Raw genomic sequence first — 22442 nt, forward strand, 5'->3', positions numbered from 1 at the left:
ATTAATCTTTTCCTACATGCAAAATAGCTAAAAATGCTTCTTGTGGTAACTCAACATTACCAACTTGTTTCATGCGTTTTTTACCTTCTTTTTGCTTCTGTAAAAGTTTCTTTTTACGACTAACGTCACCACCATAACATTTGGCTAAAACGTTTTTACGTAGCTGTTTAACTGTAGAACGAGCAATAATATGATTACCAATAGCTGCTTGGATTGCGATATCAAATTGTTGACGAGGAATAAGATCTTTCATTTTTTCGACTAATTCACGTCCACGATAAGCAGCATTATCTCTATGCGTTATTAAAGCTAAAGCATCGACACGTTCACCATTAATAAGCACATCCAGACGAACCATATCGGCAACTTGAAAACGCTTAAAGCTATAATCTAAGGACGCATAACCCCGAGAAGTAGATTTCAATTTATCAAAAAAATCCAATACTACTTCTGTCATTGGTATTTCATATGTTAAGGCAACTTGGTTACCGTGATAAACCATGTGAGTTTGTACACCTCGCTTCTCAACACATAAAGTAATCACGTTGCCTAAATAATTCTGAGGAACGAGTATATTACACTCAGCAATAGGTTCTCGTAATTCCTGAATATTATTCACAGCCGGTAGTTTTGCTGGGCTGTCAACATAAATTATTTCATTTGATGTGGTTAATACTTCATAAACCACGGTTGGTGCTGTGGTAATGAGATCCAAGTTATATTCACGTTCTAAGCGTTCTTGGATGATTTCCATATGCAGTAAACCAAGGAAACCACAACGAAATCCAAAACCTAAAGCACCAGAATTTTCTGGTTCATAAAATAATGATGCGTCATTCAAACTTAATTTACCTAGTGCATCACGAAAGGATTCATAATCATCTGAACTAGTCGGGAATAAACCCGCGTACACTTGAGGTTTTACCTTTTTAAATCCAGGAAGTGGTTTATCGGCAGGTGTACGTGCTAAAGTTAAGGTATCACCAACAGGAGCGCCTAAAATATCTTTAATTGCACAAACAACCCAACCTACTTCACCACAATGTAAACAATCTTTATCCACTTGTTTAGGTGTGAAAATACCCAAGCGATCAACATTATAAGTAATGCCTGTACTCATCACTTTAATTTTATCGTCTTTTCGGAGTTCACCGTTCTTTATTCGAATTAAGGAAACCACACCTAAATAATTATCAAACCATGAATCAATAATCAGTGCTTGTAATGGGGCATCGGTATGACCTTCTGGTGGTGGAATATCTTTAACTAATTGCTCTAGGACATCAGTTACACCAACACCAGTTTTAGCTGAGCAACGAACGGCATTGCTGGCATCAATACCGACGATATCTTCAATCTCTTCGGCAACACGTTCAGGTTCTGCGGCAGGTAAATCAATTTTATTAAGAACAGGCACCACCTCAAGATTCATATCTAAAGCAGTATAACAATTAGCTAGAGTTTGCGCTTCCACACCTTGACCAGCATCAACAACGAGTAAAGCCCCTTCACAAGCAGCAAGTGAACGTGAAACTTCATAAGAAAAATCGACATGACCTGGCGTATCAATAAAATTGAGCTGATATGTTTGGCCATTTTTAGCATGGTAATCTAAGGTAACGCTTTGTGCTTTAATTGTTATGCCTCGTTCACGTTCCAGATCCATTGAATCTAAAACTTGCGCTTCCATCTCACGATCTGAAAGACCGCCACAAATTTGGATAATACGGTCCGAAAGCGTTGATTTACCATGGTCAATATGAGCAATGATTGAAAAATTGCGGATATTTTTATTCATATCAATAAATTATAATTTGTATTTTAGTTATATAGTGTTAATTATCTAAAATACCACTTATAAAAATAATATTTTAAATAATCACGAAAGAAAATAGAAAAGAAACATTTTACACATTAATAACCTCTAAGCATAGTATTATCGAGATGTTTCCGCTGTTTTTTCGACAATATTTTGAGCTATCCTTTCAACGGTTACTAGGGGTAAGTTACCAATAATAATAATATTTTTATTAGCAATATTAGTTGAAAATATTGATCTGCCACCTTGCTGTATGAATTGATTAGATTGTTTAGTAGCTTCAGATGAAACATTCACCGTGAAAGAAAAAACACCATCTGAAAACAATTTAGTAGCAATATCTGAATTATAAAAATTTACATTATATGCAGCAATCTCTTTAAATCCTTTTGGTAACCAAGCTAATTGCCATTCGTCTAAAACATCATTTTGTTTGTCGATCGCCAATAAAATTGGATAAGTCCGGCTATTAATATAATCCGCTATTTTTTTCTTATCAAAATTTTTATCTAGTAAAACGACTTTTAGTTGACTAATAATCTCATTATTTTGATCTAATAAGTCTATACGCATTGGCAAGCAGGTATCATCATCGATCCATATAACATAGCTGTAACGATCTTTTTCTTTTGCGATTATTCTGACAAGTTGCACGCTGTGATTTGCTGTTCTTGTTTTGCCTAGCAAAATAAAGTCATATATGTCTGTCAGTTTTGAAAAATCATTATAAATGACATCAGGAAAAGCTTCGACAATTCGGGGACTAGTTATAGAAAATGATGGGCTATCAGGTTGAAAATAACTAGTAATACTGTTATGTAAAATAATTTCTTTGGCAGGACCTTCAAGATAAAGTAAATAAGCATTAATATCTTCTTTTTTAGCTGCCCCTAAATGAGTATATTCAAAAGTAGTTACATAATCATTTTTATTTTGGGAAACAAAATTAACACGGTAATTTTGCGTTTGTACTGCTCGGGTCATTTTATTTAATAGCATTAAGCCATCATCAGACTCAACAGCATACGTGAATAAAGGGAACAAAATAAAAAACAGAGTGCAAATATATTTTTTACTCTGTTTAATAAGAAAAATTATTAAATTACGTTGAAATTTCATTTTAGATTAATGAGCATTTAACCTTTTTTGCAATTCGTAGTCTTGCACAAGTAATTTAATTTTATCATATTGTCTTTTTTCTAGTAATTGCTGATCATTTTTTTGTTGAATACCGCCAACAGGAGCAACATTGACGCCGACAGGAACAGTATTTAAAGTAGGAGCCCCATTAACTTCTTTAGTTTGATCTTGATGGTACTGTACCCCAGCAATAATCGCTAAGGTTACACAAGCAGCTAAACCAACTTGGCTTAGGTGAGTCACAACATCTTTCATACGAACCCAAAGCAAATTGCCTACTTTTGGAAGAGTAATTTCACGTGGAATAGGTTGTTCATCCAGTTGGTTATATAAATTATCATTAGCTATAGCTTGAGCAATTTGATTAGAAACATCTAACGTTAATGTACTATTATGCAATTCACCATGTAAGGCTCCTCTTACAATATGGTAACGATGCCAACATAATCGTAAACTTTCATCGTCTGAGATATCATTAATTATATGATCATCTGTAAACTCACCATCCATAAATGACGAAAGTTTTTCTTTCTGTTCTTTTAACATAGTAGATACCTTAAATTTACAACTGCTCTATTTAATTTTTTTAACCATTAATTAATGGTTTAATTTTTCCATCTATAACATCACGAGCTCTGGAAATTCGCGATCTTACAGTTCCAACTGGAGTACCCATAATTTCAGCTATTTCTTCATAACTCAAACCATCAATTTCACGTAAGGTGATAGCTGTTTTTAATTCATCTGGTAAAGCTTCAATTGTTTCAAATACTACTTTTTCAACTTCTTTAGAAAGCACTAAACTTTCTGGGTTATCAAAATCTCTTAATGAATCAGCACCTTCATAACTTTCAGCTTCACTAGCATCAATATCTGAAGAAGGTGGTCTTCGACCCTGAGAAACCAAATGATTCTTCGCCGTATTTACTGCTATTCGGTACAGCCAAGTATAAAAAATACTTTCACCTTTAAATAAGCTTAAGGAGCGATAAGCTTTTATAAAAGTTTCTTGCACAACATCAGGTACTTCTGACGCTTGTACATAACGAGAAACTAAATGAGCCAATTTATTTTGATAACGGACCACTAGTAAATTAAACGCATTCTTATCTCCTCTAAGTACGCGATCAACTAATACTTGGTCTGTTACTTGCTCCCTCATTGAAGGCCATTCCTCATTATGTTGATAATTGTCATTTGGCCTAAAATTATGCTATCAGACAATTAGATTCTTAAAATTAAAAAAAGTTCCCACTATTTTAATAGAAATTTAATTATTTTTTCTATTAAAAATAATTTTTTACTATTTTCATACTCAAATGTAATACTTTTCTTAAAATTTATTACAAAGAATGGTCATTTTAACACAAAGTAAATCTTTTAATTTAATAAAAAGATTTCTCGCTGACCTTCTTGATTATAGGTGATATGGTAAAATTGAGGCAGGTTAAAATTTACCGAACTACTGGTTATGAAAGTAAAACGATCATCTGATAATGCATAAAAATTATTTACATCTTTAACCATGTTTTCCTTTGAACCATTACAATTACGATATATTTCGACCTGATTATGTTCATTTAAAATATAAAGATCAAACCCAGTTTCTGTATCTTCAAAAAAGAATTGAATAATACCTTCATAAGCAACACTATCAATCTCTTTGGGCAATTCATTAGTTTCATCCAAAATATTTAAAGGTCTACCTTGTACTTTATTATTCGAAACAGCACCATAAAAATCTATTGCATTATCAAATTGATGGAAGGAAACCCCTAAGCGTTCAAAAAATAGATACCAAGATGAACCATTTATTCTAAGTGGTTTTACTTGGGTTGAGTTATTTTGCGTTGTTGTTAAACGTAACTCAATACAATCATCCATTAATTTCTTTACTTGGTTCTTAATTTCAATATCCAAATACTGACTATAACAAAAAATTTCCATTGAATGAGGTAAATCAGCATCTTTATGCATGCGGTTTAATAATGCTTTAATTGCTTCTAGTACACATAATGGGTTACTAAAATGTAATACTCTAATTTCATTCCACGAATTTCGATAAAGGAGATCAATAGAACCAACTAGACTAATTTCTTTTTTACCATAATTTAGCGCATTGGTATTAATTTCATCATCATATTCTAAGTTAGAAGTAGGATCATTTTCTAAATTCAAAATAATAGCTAAGTGACGAATCTCGCATGGACCATATAACTGTTGTTCAGTTGCAGCAGGCACATCAATTGGAAAATATTTTTTTAAATCAGCGATTAATTTAGTAATTTTCCGATTACTACGATCATCACCATCACGACAAAAAAATGCTGTTGAATCAGAAATTAATCTATTGAAATAGCACCATCCAACTAATTTAATAAGGTACTTACTATATTCCAAATATTGATGACTAATGATTGAATCCAACCTAGGTTTTTGATTATACACATACCAACCAGCACGATTGATTCGATCTTCTTTAACATGAATAAATGTTAATGCATCTTCTTGAAGATTATTAGAAATATTGAGTTTTAATTCAGTTATTTTACTCGGTAATACTTCAAAAGAGGCATAAAGTTTACGAGTTAATATGGCTAAATCTTGTGGACTAATTATTGAATCTAAATTATTCCGTCGACCAAAATTGAGTAAATTACGGTAACCTGTCATCATCGCGTTCAATAATATTTCGTGGATTTCCCGTACTTGCTCTATCTTCCAAGTATCACTAACATCCAATTTGGCAATAAGTTGTTGATTCCATCCCCATTGTTTGACTAAATCACTGACAATATCACGTCGCCATGATGGTGATGCTGTAGGAATTGATAATTTTTCTTTCACCTTCAAATAGAAACAATGTCTTACTAGTTCAAGTCGTTGAAAGTCTTTAATTTCAGTCAAATAATCTGTAATTCTCTGCAACAGGATATAATAAGAGTCTAAATGGCTACTTTGAATTTTAAAATTCTGTATACATTCCTTGATTTCAAGAGCTATAGGCCGGTTTTCAGGATATATCCAAGAATAAGCTTCAAGCAATAAAGTTTTTAACACCGCTTTGAAGGGTGAATCTATACTTTTATATAATTGCCATAAACTAGCACCAAAATATTCTTCTGCAGATAATTTATTTAAAGATCCAAAATCAATCCATTCTTCACGTTTAATAATTTTTTGTTTAGTTAAAGCATGAACACATTCATCATATGTTGGATAAGTTATATTATTGACGGTTAGATTAATTGGCACCGCGAACCATAATAGCAATTTTCCTGCCAAGGGGGTTGCAGAACGATAAAATTCTTCAAGTAGCAATATATGTTGAGCTGAACCACAATTTTCACCCATTAAACATTCATGATGTTGATTAATAAAACGATCTACATCAACAACAAATAATGTTAACTTCACTCCAAGCCCATCTGCCCATTGTTCAATTAAGCGACATTTTTTTATTAATGTTTGTTTACGCGTTGCCGATAGATTATTTTCAATACAGATCCAAATATCAAGATCTGATTCTACCGATTGTCCAATAGAACAAGTACTCCCCATAGAATATAATGCAGAAATATCATATTTTGTAATCGGAGAAGAGATGAAATTAAACTCTTGTTTGAGTTGTTCATAAACCGAATCTGTGGGTTGATAATATGCAATACCTGTGGGACTATCTTCTTCAAGATAACCTGGTAATTCTGGACTATGAAAATGAAAAAGAGCTGGTAACAGCGAAAATACACGCTGGAATTCAATAGACATTCCATCTTGAGCACGTTGACATTTTAGATGAGCAAGATCTTTAAGTTCTTTTTTTATTCTATTAATATAATATCGCATAGTATCTTTTAGGTGAAACAAGTGTACTAACAACGTACAATTTCAATCTAACATTTTATTGCATATAGGTAAATAGAAAGTCAATTTTAAAACCAAACTAAATAATTATTATGATTACTATTGATAAAATATCTCAACAACTTGCACAAAAAAACTCAAAAAAAACAATTGCAAATAAAGCTTCAATATTAATACCTATTATCGAAATTAATGGGCAACTTCAATTATTATTTCAGATCCGTTCACAAACATTAAAATGGCAACCAGGAGACATTTGTTTCCCTGGCGGCCGTGTTGAGCTAATTGATAGATCTCCGGAACAAACAGCAATAAGAGAAACATACGAAGAATTAGGTATTCCTGAACAAAATATTTTTATATTAGGCCAATTACCTAAATTCTTAGCAACGCTTGGTTTGATTATTTACCCTTTTGTTGCTCAGATTTCATCGTTAGATACATTAAAACTTAATACTAAGGAAGTCGATAAAATATTTACGGTTCCGATTGACTGGTTTATAAATAATTCTCCGAAGCAAACAACTATGGCAGTTGGACATAAACCAGCAAGTAATTTCCCTTTCGATTTAATACCTAACCGTTCACTAGATTGGCAAAAAAGATCTGAACATAAAGTATTTTATTATAACTATAATGAATATATTATTTGGGGATTAACAGCACAAATAACCTTGAATTTTATAAAAGCCATTAGCAATATTAGTGATCCAATAAATTAAACATGCACTTTTGATAAGTCACTCTATCAAACCATTAATAATAATGAGCATAAAAAGCTATTTTTAGCAAAAAATAGCTTTTTACACATTTGGTGCTAAAAAATATTTTTAGCCCTAAAAAACAGCTTGGGAATCAAATAAACAGTCATATATTTTATATATAAATTGATTGATATTTGTATTAAACAACTACATGTCTACCTGCTTTTAATCTATTGCAGATAAATTAATTATTTGAAGAAAAAGATTTGAATGCTATCAATAGTATACGATTGTATTTTTATATTAAAAATAGCGGAAATATAAATTCTTAATCTCAACCATTTAGAAAATAAGGGGATTTATTATGAAAGGTTTAAATAGGTCATCTATTGCATTAGCAGTATTATTATCATTACCTGTTGCTAATCTTTATGCAGCAGAACCTCTATCAGCTGAAGATAGTAGCCAACTAATACCAATGAAAGAAATCGCAGTTACAGGTAAATATTTACAAGCTGATAATGCTGCTCAAGATATTTCAAGAGTTGCTTACGAAGCTGGTGCTAAATTTTACCACATCAAAGCAATTGAAAATGCAACTACAGCTAATTCTGCAGACTGTGCTATTGTTTACGCAGATATTTATGCATATAATGTACCTACAGCTATTAAAAAAGAAGAAATTACTTATAATGGAATTGTTGCATATGAACGTAATAAAGCCCTTTATTATTTACCATTTGAAATAATTAAATTTAAAGGAAATTACAATAACACTTCTGAAATCATTAATTCTGCAAGTAAATTAGCTGCGGATAAAAAAGCATATGCCTTTTATGTTTACTCAATTTCACCTGCAGATGTAAAAAATCAATCACAAAATATTGATGTTGCCCTCTATAAAAAAGATGCTCCAGTCAGAGAATATATAGTAAAAACTTCTCAACAAGATCAAGATGCATATGAAATTAGTAGTGATGCATTTAAAAAGATGCAACCATATCAAACAATTAGCTTCCATGGAACATTTAATAATACGTCAGAAATAAGTACTGCTGCACGAAAACAAGCTATTGCAAATGGCGCACATTTTTATTTTGTAAAAGAAGTTTCAGCAAATTCATCTGGTACGGCTCAAACTGTTTATGTAAACCTATATAGATAATTTTAGTTTTTATTCATAATTTTTCCACGTGCAAAGTAAATATTAAAGCACGTGGGAAATATATGGATTGCGATGTGGTTTTCTTTGCAGTGAAGTTATTTGATTATAAAAATCCTTTTTTTGATTAAATCAGCAATATTATAAGAATTTAAAGTGAGATTTTTTATATATTAAAAACTAATTAATCTAACTAGGAATAATTTTCAATTTTAAATTAATTTTTCATTGGCTGGGGTACAAGGATTCGAACCTTGGAATGGCGGAATCAGAATCCGCTGCCTTACCGCTTGGCTATACCCCAATATAAAGAAAAAAAGATATCTGGTACGGGTAGTGAGATTTGAACTCGCACACCTTTCGGAACTAGAACCTGAATCTAGCGCGTCTACCAATTCCGCCATACCCGCTTAGAATACTGAAAATAAGTTATTTGCTTAAATCTAAATAGTTTGGACTAGAATATAATAAAACATGCAGATTGGAATGGCTGGGGTACCAGGATTCGAACCTGGGCATGGCGGGATCAAAACCCGCTGCCTTACCGCTTGGCTATACCCCAATAGAGTTATTGGATATTAAGATTAAATGGTGCGGGTGGAGAGACTTGAACTCACACACCTTGCGGCGCCAGAACCTAAATCTGGTGCGTCTACCAATTTCGCCACACCCGCAATATATACTTTCGGTAAAAGTACAACTTTAATCTTAATGGTGGCTACGACGGGATTTGAACCTGTGACCCCATCATTATGAGTGATGTGCTCTAACCAACTGAGCTACGTAGCCATTTCATTCGCAACGTCATAACCAACACTGCGAGGCGCATTATGCTTGTGTTACACCAAATCGTCAACCCTTTTTTTGGGATATTTTAAAAAAAAGTCGCAATTGCTTAAGATGCAATCAAATCCAGTTTAATAACGCTTCAATTCGCTGTTTCTGCAATTCAAGTTGTATAAATTTGCCAACAAACCCTTGAGCGATAATCTTTTGTACATTTACTTTCTGCGCTATTTTATAGGCTTCGGAAATATATTTTGCTTGAGGATATGTTTTCGTTTTTACAAACGCCTGACTTGCAATAATCAATTGGTGAAGATGATGAGGGTTACGCCAAACATCGATTTTATTGAGTAAATCAATAATTTGTTCAGCGGTAAGTTGCTCTATAAAATCTACTTTTTCATGATATTGCTGAACCATAATAGCAATTTTAGTATAATTATTAGGTGCTTTGATTTTGTTACAAAGTAATTCAACGGCTGTTTTAGTAATCATCTCTCCACATAACACAGCAAAACGTACCGTTAACTCCTCTGTTAATACAGCTGAGCGTTTTAAAGCATCAACTATATTTGTTGTCAACGTTAATGAAGGAAACCAATAAGCAAGCGCGCCACATTGTGCAAGAACTTGAAAATAAATTTGAGGATTTTGAGTTGATAAGGCTTTCTCGGTCTCTTTCCAAACCCGTTCTGGTGTAAGATATCTAATTTCATCCGCTAATACCATTCGTTTCATTAGTAACATCGTATCTTCTGCAATAACGAAGCCTAAATGATAATAACGGGCGGCAAAACGAGCCACACGTAGAATGCGTAGAGGATCTTCACGAAAAGCTGGAGAAACATGGCGAAGAATCTTTTGATTAAGATCCTCAACACCATGATAAGGATCAACAATATTGCCCTTATCATCCATGGCAATGGCGTTAATAGTAAGATCTCGGCGTAGAAGATCTTGCTCTAAAGTAATTTCTTTGCCAAAATCACAAATAAAACCTGTATAACCTTTACCTGACTTACGTTCCGTGCGTGCTAATGCATATTCTTCTTTAGTGATTGGATGTAAAAAAACGGGAAAATCTTTACCTACTTGTTGATAGCCTAAGGAAATTAATTCACCGGGAGTCGCACCAACAACTACCCAATCTCGATCCGCAACCGGTAGATGTAATAATTTATCCCGGACACTACCACCAACAAGATAAGTTTTTCTCATCTAACGCATCCAACGATCTCTTTTGCGTCGGCTAGGAATAATGCTTGGCAGAATAAGACCTAAAATAAAGCCACCTCCCGCTACAAGACCACCATAAGTAAACCATGTAACAATAAGATCTCGGCGCTTCTCATCTACCTGATTCATCATTGAATCAATTTGTTTGCTTTGTTCTTTAACTTGTTTTTCTAATTCATTACTTTTATTTTGAAGGCTTTCAATTAATTTCTCATTATTTTGTAATTTTTGATTAGATTCATTTAAAAGATTTTGATGGTACTGATCAGCATTGTCTACTTTATCTTTATATTCAGCAAGTTTAGCTTCTAGAGACGGAAAAAGTTCTTTATAACTTGGTTGTTCTTTGAGTTTTGAAGTTTCTATCCAAGCCACACTGCCATTACTAATTTGAATTCTAGTATATTTACCATCGGCACTTTTTTCTAATTCAGCAACTTTTTCACCCGCTTTAACTGAATTTGAAAAAGCATATTGCGAACCTGGTCCTCGCCGTAAAAAAACATCAACATCGTCTGTTACATATTTATCTATAGCATTAACCTGAAAAACCAGCATAAAAAAAGAAAGTAAGGTAATAATATTTTGTTTTTTCATGATATTTAAAACAATCATTAATAAATGATTACATAATAGCATAAAAAAATAGCTTTTCGCATAATGATTTTAAGTTATCTATAAGTAAATCACATTATTTAGTTATCTATTTTAAAAAATGAAATCGATTACATTTTATGAGATCTAAATCACAAAATAAAAAATTAAAGATACTAATTTTATTTAATTATTATTACTCTTATATCTGAGTTAGATTAACTTTTGGAGAACATATGAACTTCCGTCTTTGCAATGATAATTTAGATATTCTTTTACAAACAAATCCTTACCCTGAGGTTTGTTATTTTGGTAAACGATTACACAACATTCAACTTGATTCGATCGAAATGCTTACACCCGCAGTACCTAACTCTCGAATAGATGTTAATGTACCTTTTACGCTTTGTCCTGAAGAAGGCCTCGGTAATTTCAGCACACCCGGGCTTGAAGGTCATAGAAATGGCAAAGATTGGTCACCCATTTTCATTACTAAAGAAGTTATCAAAACTGATAATGATATCACTATTATTAGTGATGATACTATTGCAAAACTTCGATTAACAAGTCACCTTATATTAGATAAAAACGGAGTTTTACAATGCAAAAATACTTTAACTAACTTAGGAGATGAACCTTACCAAGTAAATCGTTTATCTGTTACATTACCAATACCAGAACGAGCTCAAGAATTAATGGCATTCAGCGGTCGCTGGATCAAAGAATTTTATCCCCATAGAACAAAAATAGAGCATTGTGGTTATTTACAAGAAAATAGACGCGGTCGTACTTCTCATGAATATTTCCCGGGAATGGTTGTTGGAACCGAAGGATTTAAAGAACAGACAGGTGAAGTATGGGGGATCCATTTAGCTTGGAGTGGTAATCACCGTATTCAAGTCGCTGTAAAAAGTAATGGTAAACGTTTTATTCAAGCTGAAGCCTTATATCTAGCAGGTGAAATATCCTTAGCGAAAGATGAAAGCCTTTCTACTCCTTGGTTATATGCCACTTATAGTGATGAAGGTTTAAATAAAATGAGCCATCACTTCCATCAATATCTGCGTGATAACATTATTAAGTTTCCTAAAAACCAGACTCGCCCAGTTCATCTTAATACGTGGGAGGGGATCTTCTTTGATCATAAACCTGATTATATTATGAAAATGGCAACAAAAGCCGCACAGATTGGTGTTGAACGGTTTATCATTGATGATGGTTGGTTTGGACGACGCGATGATGATTATCAAGGACTCGGTGATTGGTATCTTGACGAGCGAAAATATCCAAATGGTTTAGAACCAGTTATTAATCATGTAAAAAGCCTTGGTATGGAGTTCGGCATTTGGGTTGAACCTGAAATGATTAACAAAAACTCAGATCTTTATCGAGCTCATCCTGATTGGTTACTTCAATTATCTGGTTATCAGCAACCTGCTGGGCGGCATCAATTCTTACTTGATCTGCAAAACCCAGCCGTATTTGATTATTTGCTAGAAAGATTAACATGGCTACTCGGAAGTTATGATATTGACTATATAAAATGGGATATGAACCGAGAAATTGTTCAAGCCGGTCACAATGGTAACCCTGCAGCGATTGGGCAAACAGAAGCTGTATATAAACTACTTGATATTTTACACAATAAATTCCCAAATGTTGAAATTGAATCATGTTCATCTGGTGGCGGTAGAATTGATTATGAAATTTTGAAACGAACCCAACGTTTTTGGGCATCAGATTCTAACGATGCATTAGATCGGCAAACAATTCAACGCGGTATGAGTTACTTCTTCCCTCCAGAAGTAATGGGAGCTCACATTGGTGGTGCTTTATGCCATACTACATTCCGCGATCTCCATATGAATTTACGAGGATTAACTGCTTTATTTGGCCATATGGGAGTTGAACTTGATCCAGTAAAAGAATCGGAACAAGAACAACAAGCCTTTGCACACTATATTAGTTTGCATAAAAAATTGCGTCCTTTACTACATAGTGGTAATACTGTACGGCTAGATGTTGATGACAGCCATTCGATGCAAAGTTATGGGGTCGTTAGCCAAGATAAAAATGAAGCGTCTTTTATAATTGCACAATTAACATTACCTACTTATGCTTTGAGTGGAAACCTGCGATTAACAGGTTTATTATCAAATCAAGAATATCAAATTGAAGTACTGGATATGCCTGATAATATTGATCCAAAAACAAATGGGCACGCGATGAAATCATTACCAAAATGGATGACTCAAAATACTATTCTTTCTGGAGATTGGTTAATGAATGTAGGTCTACCTCTTCCTGTGTTAGATCCTGCAACCGCTATGCTAATTAGAATTATTGCTAAACAAATTTAGTGAATATTAACAATAAAAATAATCAGTTATTCAAATAAAGGAATAGTCCCCCTATTCCTTTATTAACAATAATTTTACTGAAACGATTCAAGCTTTAATCGTGTTATTGGCAAATATTATTTTTTCGCTTATGATGACTAATCAGTCCAAGCAGTCAGAGTACTATATGCCAAGTCCATCTGAACATATGGATAAAAAGATGTTTTATTATGTAACCTTAATTTTTTGAACTTTATTAGTTTGAAGTAGGCAGTAAGCGTTACATATAAGATGAATTCGAATATAAAATTATTTGAATGCAGATAATTTTATTTATAGTAATTAATAAAAGGTTTTCTATGGCTACAATCAAAGATGTTGCACGTATAGCTAAAGTATCAGTCGCAACAGTATCTCGCGTTATTAATAATGCAAATAATGTGAGTGAAAAAACTCGTAATACAGTAAAAAATACCATGGAAAAATTAAACTACTATCCAGATGCAAATGCTCGAGCTTTATCACAACAAAACTCTAATACAATAGGTATTGTTGTTGCAGATGTATCAGATCCCTTTTTTGGTGCTATGGTGAGTACTGTTGAAAAAGTTGCATATCGAACTGGAAATTTTTTATTAATCGGTAATGGATATCACCAAGAAGAGCAAGAATACAATGCCATAACTCAACTTATTGAACACCGTTGTTCATCACTAGTAGTACATGCAAAAGTATTGTCTGATAATACCTTGAAAAAATTGATGCAACAGGTACCAGGGATGGTTTTAATTAATCGCATTATAAAAGGTTTTGAACAACGCTGTATTGCTCTTGACGATCGTTATGGTTCTTATTTGGCAGTTAAACATTTAATCCAAAATGGCCATACAAAAATTGGTTATTTATGCTCTAATCATGAAATTTCCGACTCTTCTGACCGATTACAAGGTTATAAGGATGCTTTAGCCGAGCATAATCTAAAATTTGATGAAAATCTTATTGCTTTTTCTGTACCCAATGAAATGGGGGGTGAACAAGCTATGATGTCATTATTAGAACGCAATCGTAAACTTACTGCTATCGCTTGTTACAATGATTCTATGGCTGCTGGCGCAATGTCTGTCCTCTATGATAATGATATAAAAATCCCTGCTGAAATTTCAATTATTGGTTTTGATGATCTACTTCTTGCCCGTTATTTACATCCAAAGTTAACAACAATACGATACCCATTACAAACAATGGCGGAACAAGCAGCTGAACTAGCATTAAGATTAGCAAAAGGTGAAACAGCCCCACAAAATTTGATAAATGTTTTTGTACCAACGCTTACTAAACGCTATTCAGTAAACTGTATTAAATAGTCCTTTTTAATAGCCAAACTAAGTTAAAAATAAAAATTAACTATCATTTTGCTTTCTGTATCATAAATATTAACATCATAACAAGAAGTTTCAGGTCACACTAACGCTTTAGTATAAAATCAATGTAATCGGATACTTAAATAACATATAATTAATGCAAATAAATTTATAAATATCTATATGTATACGATTACATAATTGTTAAGTTGATCACTGTTTTTAATTCTAACTTCTCTATAATAAAAACAATTAAAAGGTAAATTCAATTAACTAATATTAATACAAAATTAGTTGTAACTAGAATAAAACGGTGAACATATGAATCCTTCTTTCAAAGAAATTATAAATCGACGTGATTGGAATAATTTATCAGTTTTAAGCATTAATCGGCTTACAACACACCCTAAATTTCATAGTTGGAGAAATAAACAAGATGCTAAAAACAACATCAATCCAGATACAATTATATCCTTAAATGGTGATTGGTTTTTTAGCTACTTTAACAACCCGAATGAGGTACCTGAATCATGGTTACAAAAAGAGGTAGATACAACCACAATTCCAGTACCATCTAACTGGCAACTTCAAGGTTATGATGCACCAGTTTATACTAACATCCGTTATCCATTTCCCTACAATCCACCATTTGTTCCTGATGAAAATCCAACCGGTTGTTATTCCCGTTATTTCAATATTACTGAGGAATGGATTGCCAAAGGAGACACTCGAATTATTTTAGATGGTGTAAGCTCTGCTTTCCATATTTGGTGTAATGAACAATGGGTAGGATATTCACAAGATAGCCGAATCGCAGCTGAATTCGATCTAACTCCATATCTAAAAGTTGGTAATAATCGTATTGCTATATTAGTTTTAAAATGGTGTGATGGTAGTTATCTTGAAGATCAAGATATGTGGCGATTAAGTGGCATTTTTCGAGGTGTTTTCTTACTCAATAAACCAAAATCTCATTTGTGCGATATTCAAGTTCAAACAGTACTTGATGCTTGTTACCATAATGCAACACTCTCATTACAAATTGATGTTAATCATGATGATGATATGGATCAACTTAATGTTGGAATTGAATTATGGAATCAGAACAATTTAATCGTTGAACATACTCAATCAATGGGTACTGAAGCCATTGATGAAAAAGGTGGTTATCATGACCGTTTATCTTGTAACATTCCTATTTTAGCACCACAATTATGGAGTGCAGAAATACCGAACCTGTATCGTTTAGTTGTTAGTTTATATAATAAAAATACAGGATTAATTGAATCTGAAGCCTATAATATTGGTTTTCGTTGTGTTGAAGTCAAACATGGTCAACTGTGCTTAAATGGCAAACCTTTACTTATTAAAGGTACTAATCGTCATGAATTTTATCCTGATCAGGGTTATGCAGTAACTGAAAAAGCGATGCTGCATGATATCAAGTTGATTAAACAGCATAATTTTAATGCCGTACGTTGCAGTCACTATCCAAATGATCCCCGTTGGTATGAACTTTGTGATCAATATGGACTTTATCTAATTGATGAAGCCAACATTGAATCTCATGGTATGTTCCCAATGTCACGATTATCTGATGATCCTAACTGGTTTGCAGCCTATAGTGAACGAGTAACAAGGATGATACAACGTGATCGTAATCATGCATCTATTATTATTTGGTCACTTGGTAACGAATCAGGTCATGGTGCTACACATGATGCTCTTTATACATGGATAAAAAGTAATGATCCAACTCGTTTGGTTCAATATGAAGGTGGAGGTGCAAATACTGCTGCTACAGATATTATTTGCCCAATGTATGCGCGCACAGAACAAGACCAACCTCATCCTAATGTACCTAAATGGGCTATAAAAAAATGGATCTCCATGCCTGATGAAAATCGTCCATTAATTTTATGTGAATATGCACATGCAATGGGGAACAGTTTAGGTACGTTTTATAAATACTGGCAAGCATTTAGGCAATATCCTCGCTTACAAGGTGGTTTTATTTGGGAATGGGCAGATCATGGGATCCGTTGTAAAACAAAAACTGGTGAAAGTTATTGGGCCTATGGTGGTGACTTTGGCGAGGCTTATCACGATAGACAATTTTGTTTAGATGGATTAGTATTTCCTGATCGCCAACCACACCCTAGTTTAATTGAAGCTAAAAAAGTACAACAACCATTTCAATTTAAATTAATCAGTCAGCAACCGTTACAAATTGAAATTACTAATGAATATTTATTCCGTCATTCAGATAATGAAATTCTACAGTGGGAATTATTAATCGACGGTGAAAAACAACAACATGGACAATTTACTCTTGATATAAAACCTTGTAGCACCATAAAAATGACATTGCTTGACAATATTCCTGATAATCTTAATTGTGAAGATTTACACGTTACGGTGAAAGTAATTCAGAAAGAAGCAACAACTTGGTCTCCAGCCGAACATCTAGTGGCTTGGGAGCAATGGCAATTATCTAATAAATTTATTTCACCACTAACATTAAGTCAAACAACGAACGAGCTTGTGTTAACTGAAAATCAAGAAAACTACTTAGTGAATTATCAAAACCAATCTTGGCAATTTAATAAATCAACAGGGCAATTATGCCAATGGTCTAAATCTAATAATGAAATATTAGCAGCACCATTTGCTGATCAATTCATTCGAGCTCCAATAGATAATGATATTGGTATCAGTGGTGATTTTGACAGCAACAATAATCCTTTTGCATGGGTAGAGCAATGGAAAGCTGCTGGTTATTTTAACTTAGAGCATAAATGTTTAGGTATACATGCAATAAAATCCCCTAATAACATTATTATTGAAGCAATTCACGGATATTTTGTAAAAGGACAAAAAGTTATCCAAAGTAAATGGTTGCATCAGATCAATCATGAAGGGACTTTATTATTGTCTATAGAAGTTGATCTTGCTAATGATATGCCAGCACCGGCCCGCATTGGCTTAACTTATCAACTAAAAACAATACCAGAACAAGTTAAATGGCTTGGACTTGGTCCACACGAAAATTATCCTGACCGAAAAAGCTCAGCCATTTTTGGATTGTGGTCATTACCATTTTCTGAACTGTACACTCCATATATTTATCCTTGTGAAAATGGTCTTCGCTGTGAAGTTAAAAAACTTCAAATTAATGACATGACTGTTACTGGTCATCAATTTAAATTCAATATTAATCAATATGGTACTGCACAATTAGCTGAAAAAACACATCGCCATCAATTAGAGCCTAGACCGAGTGCTTATGTAAGTATTGATGCCTACCATATGGGAATCGGAGGAGATGATTCATGGACACCAAGTGTGCATCCTGAATTTTTATTGACAAATAAACACTATGCCTACCAATTAATTTTTAAAGCTTAGGCATTAAAATTAATTGTTCATATCAATAAAAAAGAAGTACACGCGAATTTGTTGTACTTCTTTTTTTATTCACTTTAAATAATATTATGATCTTTATGTTCTTTTTTATGGCTTAGTGTTTTGTACTTTCGCCATCAAATAACTTATCTAACTTTTCAATAAACTGCTGGTTAGGTAAATGGTAAAAAACACCATTATTAGGCATACCACGTAAAAAAAGATAATAAACCCCACCAAAATGTTTATTATATTGATAATTTGGTAAGCGGCTTTGTAAAAAACGATGTAAAGCTAATGAATAGAGCTGATATTGTAAATCGTAACGGTGTTCACACATCACTTGTTGTAAGGATTCCAAGTTGTAATTATCGACAGAATTACCTAGCCAATTTGATTTGTAATCAACAATATAGTATTTACCTGCAAACTCAAACACCAAATCAATAAATCCTTTTAACATACCTTGAACTGTCTCAAACTCTAACATAGGACATTGTTTTGATAAGCTATCATACTCTTTACAAAGTTTATCTAATTGTTCACTAGTAACTGTCTGCCGAATTGGTAAATAAAATTGTAATTCATTAATACATTTACTTCTTAATATTTGCCATAAAATTAAATCACCGTGATTAAGTTTTGTAGCTAATAATTGTTGCATCCAATTAGTTAATACTTCTAACCATGGTGACTCTAAATTAAGTTTATTGACTATTTCCAAACATAACTGTTCAATATTATCTAATGATATTTTCTCCATCGCTTTATGCAACAAAGTTCCAACATGAGCCCCTTTAGGGAAATGATGAATATTATACTGTATATGACTAATTTCAGTTGTTGCCGATTCAGGATGATTTTCATCCCAGTCATCAATAATATCAGCATTTAAAGTCATTATTGCATGATGTTTTTGCAGTTCAGTATAACTAGTCACTCGCCAACAGTTTGCAAGTTTACGCTGAAAAACCCTTGCGGATAAAGTTTGGTTAATTAATTTTGGAGTGGCATACGGCTCACTTACAATTGGTAACTCGACATTTATCAAGTCAGCAAAATTTGCGATAACTGTTAATTCATTTTTAAGTAAATGATTAATCGCCGATCGATTTTTTTTCAACGATGCGAGACCGATACTACAATGATAGATAGAACGAGTCATGGCGACATATAATAGGCGCAAATCTTCAGCAAGACGTTCATCCTCAATTTGTTGTTTAATTTCTTCAGTTAATAACCAAGCATAACTAAGTTGATAATCGTTATCTTTATCATGATAAAATTGAGTATCTGCTGAACGATACTGTGCTATAAATGGGAGCCAAACTAATGGAAATTCAAGCCCTTTTGATTTATGAATTGTAATAATTTTCACCAGATCAGCATCACTTTCTAAGCGTTGCTCATGATTTTCCAAATTCAAATCAGGATTAACAATCTGTTTTGTCAACCACCGAATTAAAGCATTTGGACTATCTAATTCACTTGCTGCTTCTTGTAATAATTCACCTAAATGCATCAAATTAGTCAACGTGCGTTCACCATCTTGACGGGATAAGATATTTTCAGCTAAATGGCGTTTTTTCATCATTCTACGCAACATAACTAATACACCATAATATTGCCAAATAACTTGATATTGCTTAAATTCTTCGACTAAACTTTCCCATTTATCTTGATCATCTATCATTTGTTCTAGTTGCACCATAGTTTGACCTAATAATGAAGTCATTAATGCCAAACGTAATGTGGATTCATTTTCGGGCATTAATGCCGCTTGTAAAATGCAAAGAACATCTTTAGCTTCCTGCGACGCAAAAACGCTACTATGATTGGATAAATAAACACTTTTGATACCAACTTCAGTCAATTTTTGTTGCATAATTTCAGCTTCTCGACCAGTACGAACTAAAATAGCAATATCAGCAGAAGTAACGGGTCGTTGTTCATTTTGATTTTCAATCAAAATTGAAGCATCCGAAAGCCAAGTTACAATTTGCTTGGCACAACAATTGGCAATATGCTCTTGATAATCAGCAATAGTTGATATTTCATCAGGCAATAGATAAGCGGTTAATGCATTAATTTTCTGATTATTAATTACCAAGTTTTTATGCAAATTCTTATCCGCACAGCTCATTGGTAAAAAAGGAATATTCTCAAAAATAAAAGGATTTTCATGATGTGCAAATAGCTGATTTACTGCATTTACCATCAATGATGATGAACGCCAGTTAACATCCATAGTAAAATAGTTTTCACCTACTGATTGCTTAGCTTTTAAATAAGTAAAAATATCAGCACCACGAAAACTATATATTGCTTGTTTAGGATCACCAATAAATAACAATCCAGTTTCTTTATTATGATTATTATAAATATGATCAAAAACTTGATACTGAATAGGATCGGTATCTTGAAATTCATCAATCAATGCTACACAATATTTTGTAGCGATACTTTTAGCTAATCTGTTTCCTGTATTAACACCCAATGCCCTATTAAGCTGCAACAATAAATCATCAAAACTTATTTCACCACGGTTTATTTTTTCAGCATAAATACCGTGTCGAACTATGGCAACGATATCCATTAAAATCTGATTGCGTAAATCAAGCGGGTGTGTATACAAGTCTTCAATTAATTTAAAAACAACATGTGCAGGAGCAATTTTGTCTGGTTTTGTTTTAGAAGTTAATATGGTTTGACTAAACTTTTTAAGTTCATCAGGTAATTCAAAAGTATTGGTTTCTGTCTCCGCCCACAAAGATACTTTATTAAGCCAATTTGGTAAATTACGACTACTATAGGATTGTTTGCTTACATCTGATTGCGCTATGATGCTAGTAATTTCTGCAATTGATGCTAGCCAAATTTTTTTTATTGCATTAATTTTTTTGAAATTATTGTTATAAAAATCACTAATCTTAGTTACTACATCGGAATTAAATTCCGTAGAATTATGCAAATCTACATTTAAATAAGGTTTAATATCAGCCAATAATGAGACGGGATCTTGCCAACAATCAAGCACTAAATAAGCCAGACGTTTTTCTAATGGGGTAAAATAAAAGCGCCAAAAGTCTTGAACAACTTGCAAATGCAATTGATGCTCATCTGTAACTAAAGTTTGCTCGAATAGAACGCCTGATTCAAAAGCATGACTTGTCAGTATCCGTTGACAAAAACTATGAATAGTATAAATAGCAGCATCATCCATTGACTGTTGTGCTTCGGTTAACTTTTGGATTGCAATTTTAGGATCGCTTATTAATTCAATTAATCGTTGATAAATGGGATCTGAGTGTTGGCCTTGCAACAAACCTAATTTTAATTCTTGAATATTTTGCCGAATACGTGACCGCAGCTCTTGCGTCGCCGCTTTAGTAAACGTCACTACCAAAATCTTACTAACATCTAACGGCCTAGGATAACTATTTTTCCCAATACCTAGTAGTAATCTAAGGTAAATAAAAGCAAGTGAATAAGTCTTACCTGTTCCTGCTGATGCTTCAATTAATGAACGCCCCGTTAAAGGTAAATCAAAAAGATTAAGTTTTTTTACTCCACTTGATGAAACCATTCAAGTTTTCCTACAATATCAAGGGATAAATCAATACAAGCAATTGCTGCAGTAGCAAACATTGGAGGAGAGACTTCAGGGCAAAGTTCATTCACTAAATACCCTACTAATGGGAGGTGAGATACTATAATTACATTGTTAATACCATTTGATGGTAACATTGCTAATAAATTTACTATATTTAAAGGATCACCACTAGGAACAAGTAAATTATTGGTTTCAACATAGGAAACTACAATTTGTGATGTCACTTCAGCAAAAGTTTGCTGAGCTCGTAAATAAGGACTAACTAATCCTAAATCAAATTGGAAATCTAACTGCCTCAACCATTGAGCTGCTTGCTGCGATTGTTTTATACCATTGGAAGTAAGCGACCTGCCAGAATCAGATGAAGCAGAAAACCCTGCTTCACCATGTCTCATAATACAAATTTTCATTTGTGTTTA

General features: G+C 33.1%; 14 protein-coding genes and 5 tRNA genes. 5 read left to right on the forward strand and 14 right to left on the reverse strand.

Annotated features, from left to right (window positions below):
• Position 1: 1 nt before the first annotated feature.
• The 5 genes from lepA to A9G12_RS08290 form a co-directional block, all read right to left on the reverse strand.
• Positions 2–1798 carry a translation elongation factor 4 gene (gene lepA, locus A9G12_RS08270; RefSeq protein WP_065565366.1) on the reverse strand — a complete coding sequence of 599 codons (1797 nt, stop codon included), beginning with the start codon at positions 1796–1798 and terminating at the stop codon, positions 2–4.
• Positions 1799–1936: 138 nt separating this feature from the next.
• Positions 1937–2818 carry a MucB/RseB C-terminal domain-containing protein gene (locus A9G12_RS08275; RefSeq protein WP_176701754.1) on the reverse strand — a complete coding sequence of 294 codons (882 nt, stop codon included), beginning with the start codon at positions 2816–2818 and terminating at the stop codon, positions 1937–1939.
• Positions 2819–2944: 126 nt separating this feature from the next.
• Positions 2945–3505 (reverse strand): RseA family anti-sigma factor, encoded by a 561-nt coding sequence (locus A9G12_RS08280; RefSeq protein WP_065565368.1) that lies wholly within the window; start codon positions 3503–3505, stop codon positions 2945–2947.
• 40 nt (positions 3506–3545) lie between these two features.
• Positions 3546–4121, reverse strand: coding sequence for an RNA polymerase sigma factor RpoE (gene rpoE / locus A9G12_RS08285; RefSeq protein ID WP_065565369.1), 576 nt, complete (start codon positions 4119–4121; stop codon positions 3546–3548).
• 218 nt (positions 4122–4339) lie between these two features.
• A complete protein-coding gene (locus A9G12_RS08290) occupies positions 4340–6805 on the reverse strand; it encodes a class I adenylate cyclase (protein ID WP_065565370.1) in 2466 nt (821 codons plus the stop codon).
• Between the two features lie 110 nt (positions 6806–6915).
• Between A9G12_RS08290 and A9G12_RS08295 the strand changes: the two genes are divergently transcribed.
• Both A9G12_RS08295 and A9G12_RS08300 read left to right on the forward strand, forming a co-directional pair.
• Positions 6916–7545 carry an NUDIX hydrolase gene (locus A9G12_RS08295; protein WP_065565371.1) on the forward strand — a complete coding sequence of 210 codons (630 nt, stop codon included), beginning with the start codon at positions 6916–6918 and terminating at the stop codon, positions 7543–7545.
• Between the two features lie 346 nt (positions 7546–7891).
• Entirely contained in the window at positions 7892–8692 is an 801-nt protein-coding gene (locus tag A9G12_RS08300) for a YdgH/BhsA/McbA-like domain containing protein (protein WP_065565372.1), read from the forward strand.
• Between the two features lie 226 nt (positions 8693–8918).
• Here the strand turns inward: A9G12_RS08300 and A9G12_RS08305 are convergent.
• The 7 genes from A9G12_RS08305 to A9G12_RS08335 form a co-directional block, all read right to left on the reverse strand.
• Positions 8919–8993 (reverse strand) — tRNA-Gln (locus A9G12_RS08305).
• A gap of 21 nt (positions 8994–9014) precedes the next feature.
• Positions 9015–9099, reverse strand: a tRNA-Leu gene (locus A9G12_RS08310).
• A gap of 77 nt (positions 9100–9176) precedes the next feature.
• Positions 9177–9251: transfer RNA gene (locus A9G12_RS08315), tRNA-Gln, on the reverse strand.
• A 27-nt stretch (positions 9252–9278) separates the two neighbouring features.
• Positions 9279–9363, reverse strand: a tRNA-Leu gene (locus A9G12_RS08320).
• A gap of 38 nt (positions 9364–9401) precedes the next feature.
• A tRNA-Met gene (locus tag A9G12_RS08325) sits at positions 9402–9478 on the reverse strand.
• Positions 9479–9595: 117 nt separating this feature from the next.
• Positions 9596–10693, reverse strand: a complete 1098-nt coding sequence (locus A9G12_RS08330; protein WP_065565373.1) for a hypothetical protein — start codon at positions 10691–10693, stop codon at positions 9596–9598.
• Entirely contained in the window at positions 10694–11350 is a 657-nt protein-coding gene (locus A9G12_RS08335; RefSeq protein WP_065565374.1) for a TIGR04211 family SH3 domain-containing protein, read from the reverse strand.
• A gap of 191 nt (positions 11351–11541) precedes the next feature.
• On the opposite strand from A9G12_RS08335, the gene A9G12_RS08340 reads away from it, so the two are divergent.
• The 3 genes from A9G12_RS08340 (at position 11542) to A9G12_RS08350 (ending at position 18413) form a co-directional block, all read left to right on the forward strand.
• On the forward strand, positions 11542–13665 hold the full coding sequence (locus tag A9G12_RS08340; RefSeq protein ID WP_065565375.1) for an alpha-galactosidase: 2124 nt from the start codon (positions 11542–11544) through the stop codon (positions 13663–13665).
• Between the two features lie 338 nt (positions 13666–14003).
• Entirely contained in the window at positions 14004–15008 is a 1005-nt protein-coding gene (gene galR, locus A9G12_RS08345; protein ID WP_065565376.1) for an HTH-type transcriptional regulator GalR, read from the forward strand.
• 318 nt (positions 15009–15326) lie between these two features.
• The gene (locus A9G12_RS08350) at positions 15327–18413 is read left to right on the forward strand and encodes a beta-galactosidase (protein WP_065565377.1); all 3087 of its coding nucleotides are present in this window, start codon (positions 15327–15329) and stop codon (positions 18411–18413) included.
• A gap of 112 nt (positions 18414–18525) precedes the next feature.
• Here A9G12_RS08350 and recB read toward each other — a convergent pair whose 3' ends face one another.
• Positions 18526–21996, reverse strand: coding sequence for an exodeoxyribonuclease V subunit beta (recB, locus tag A9G12_RS08355; RefSeq protein ID WP_065565378.1), 3471 nt, complete (start codon positions 21994–21996; stop codon positions 18526–18528).
• Entirely contained in the window at positions 21975–22433 is a 459-nt protein-coding gene (gene sixA / locus A9G12_RS08360; protein ID WP_065565379.1) for a phosphohistidine phosphatase SixA, read from the reverse strand. The genes recB and sixA overlap by 22 nt, the downstream gene beginning before the upstream one ends.
• Between the last annotated feature and the right edge of the window lie 9 nt (positions 22434–22442).

It is taken from the genome of Gilliamella sp. wkB112 (assembly GCF_001690685.1).
Classification (GTDB): Bacteria; Pseudomonadota; Gammaproteobacteria; order Enterobacterales; family Orbaceae; genus Gilliamella; species Gilliamella apicola_J.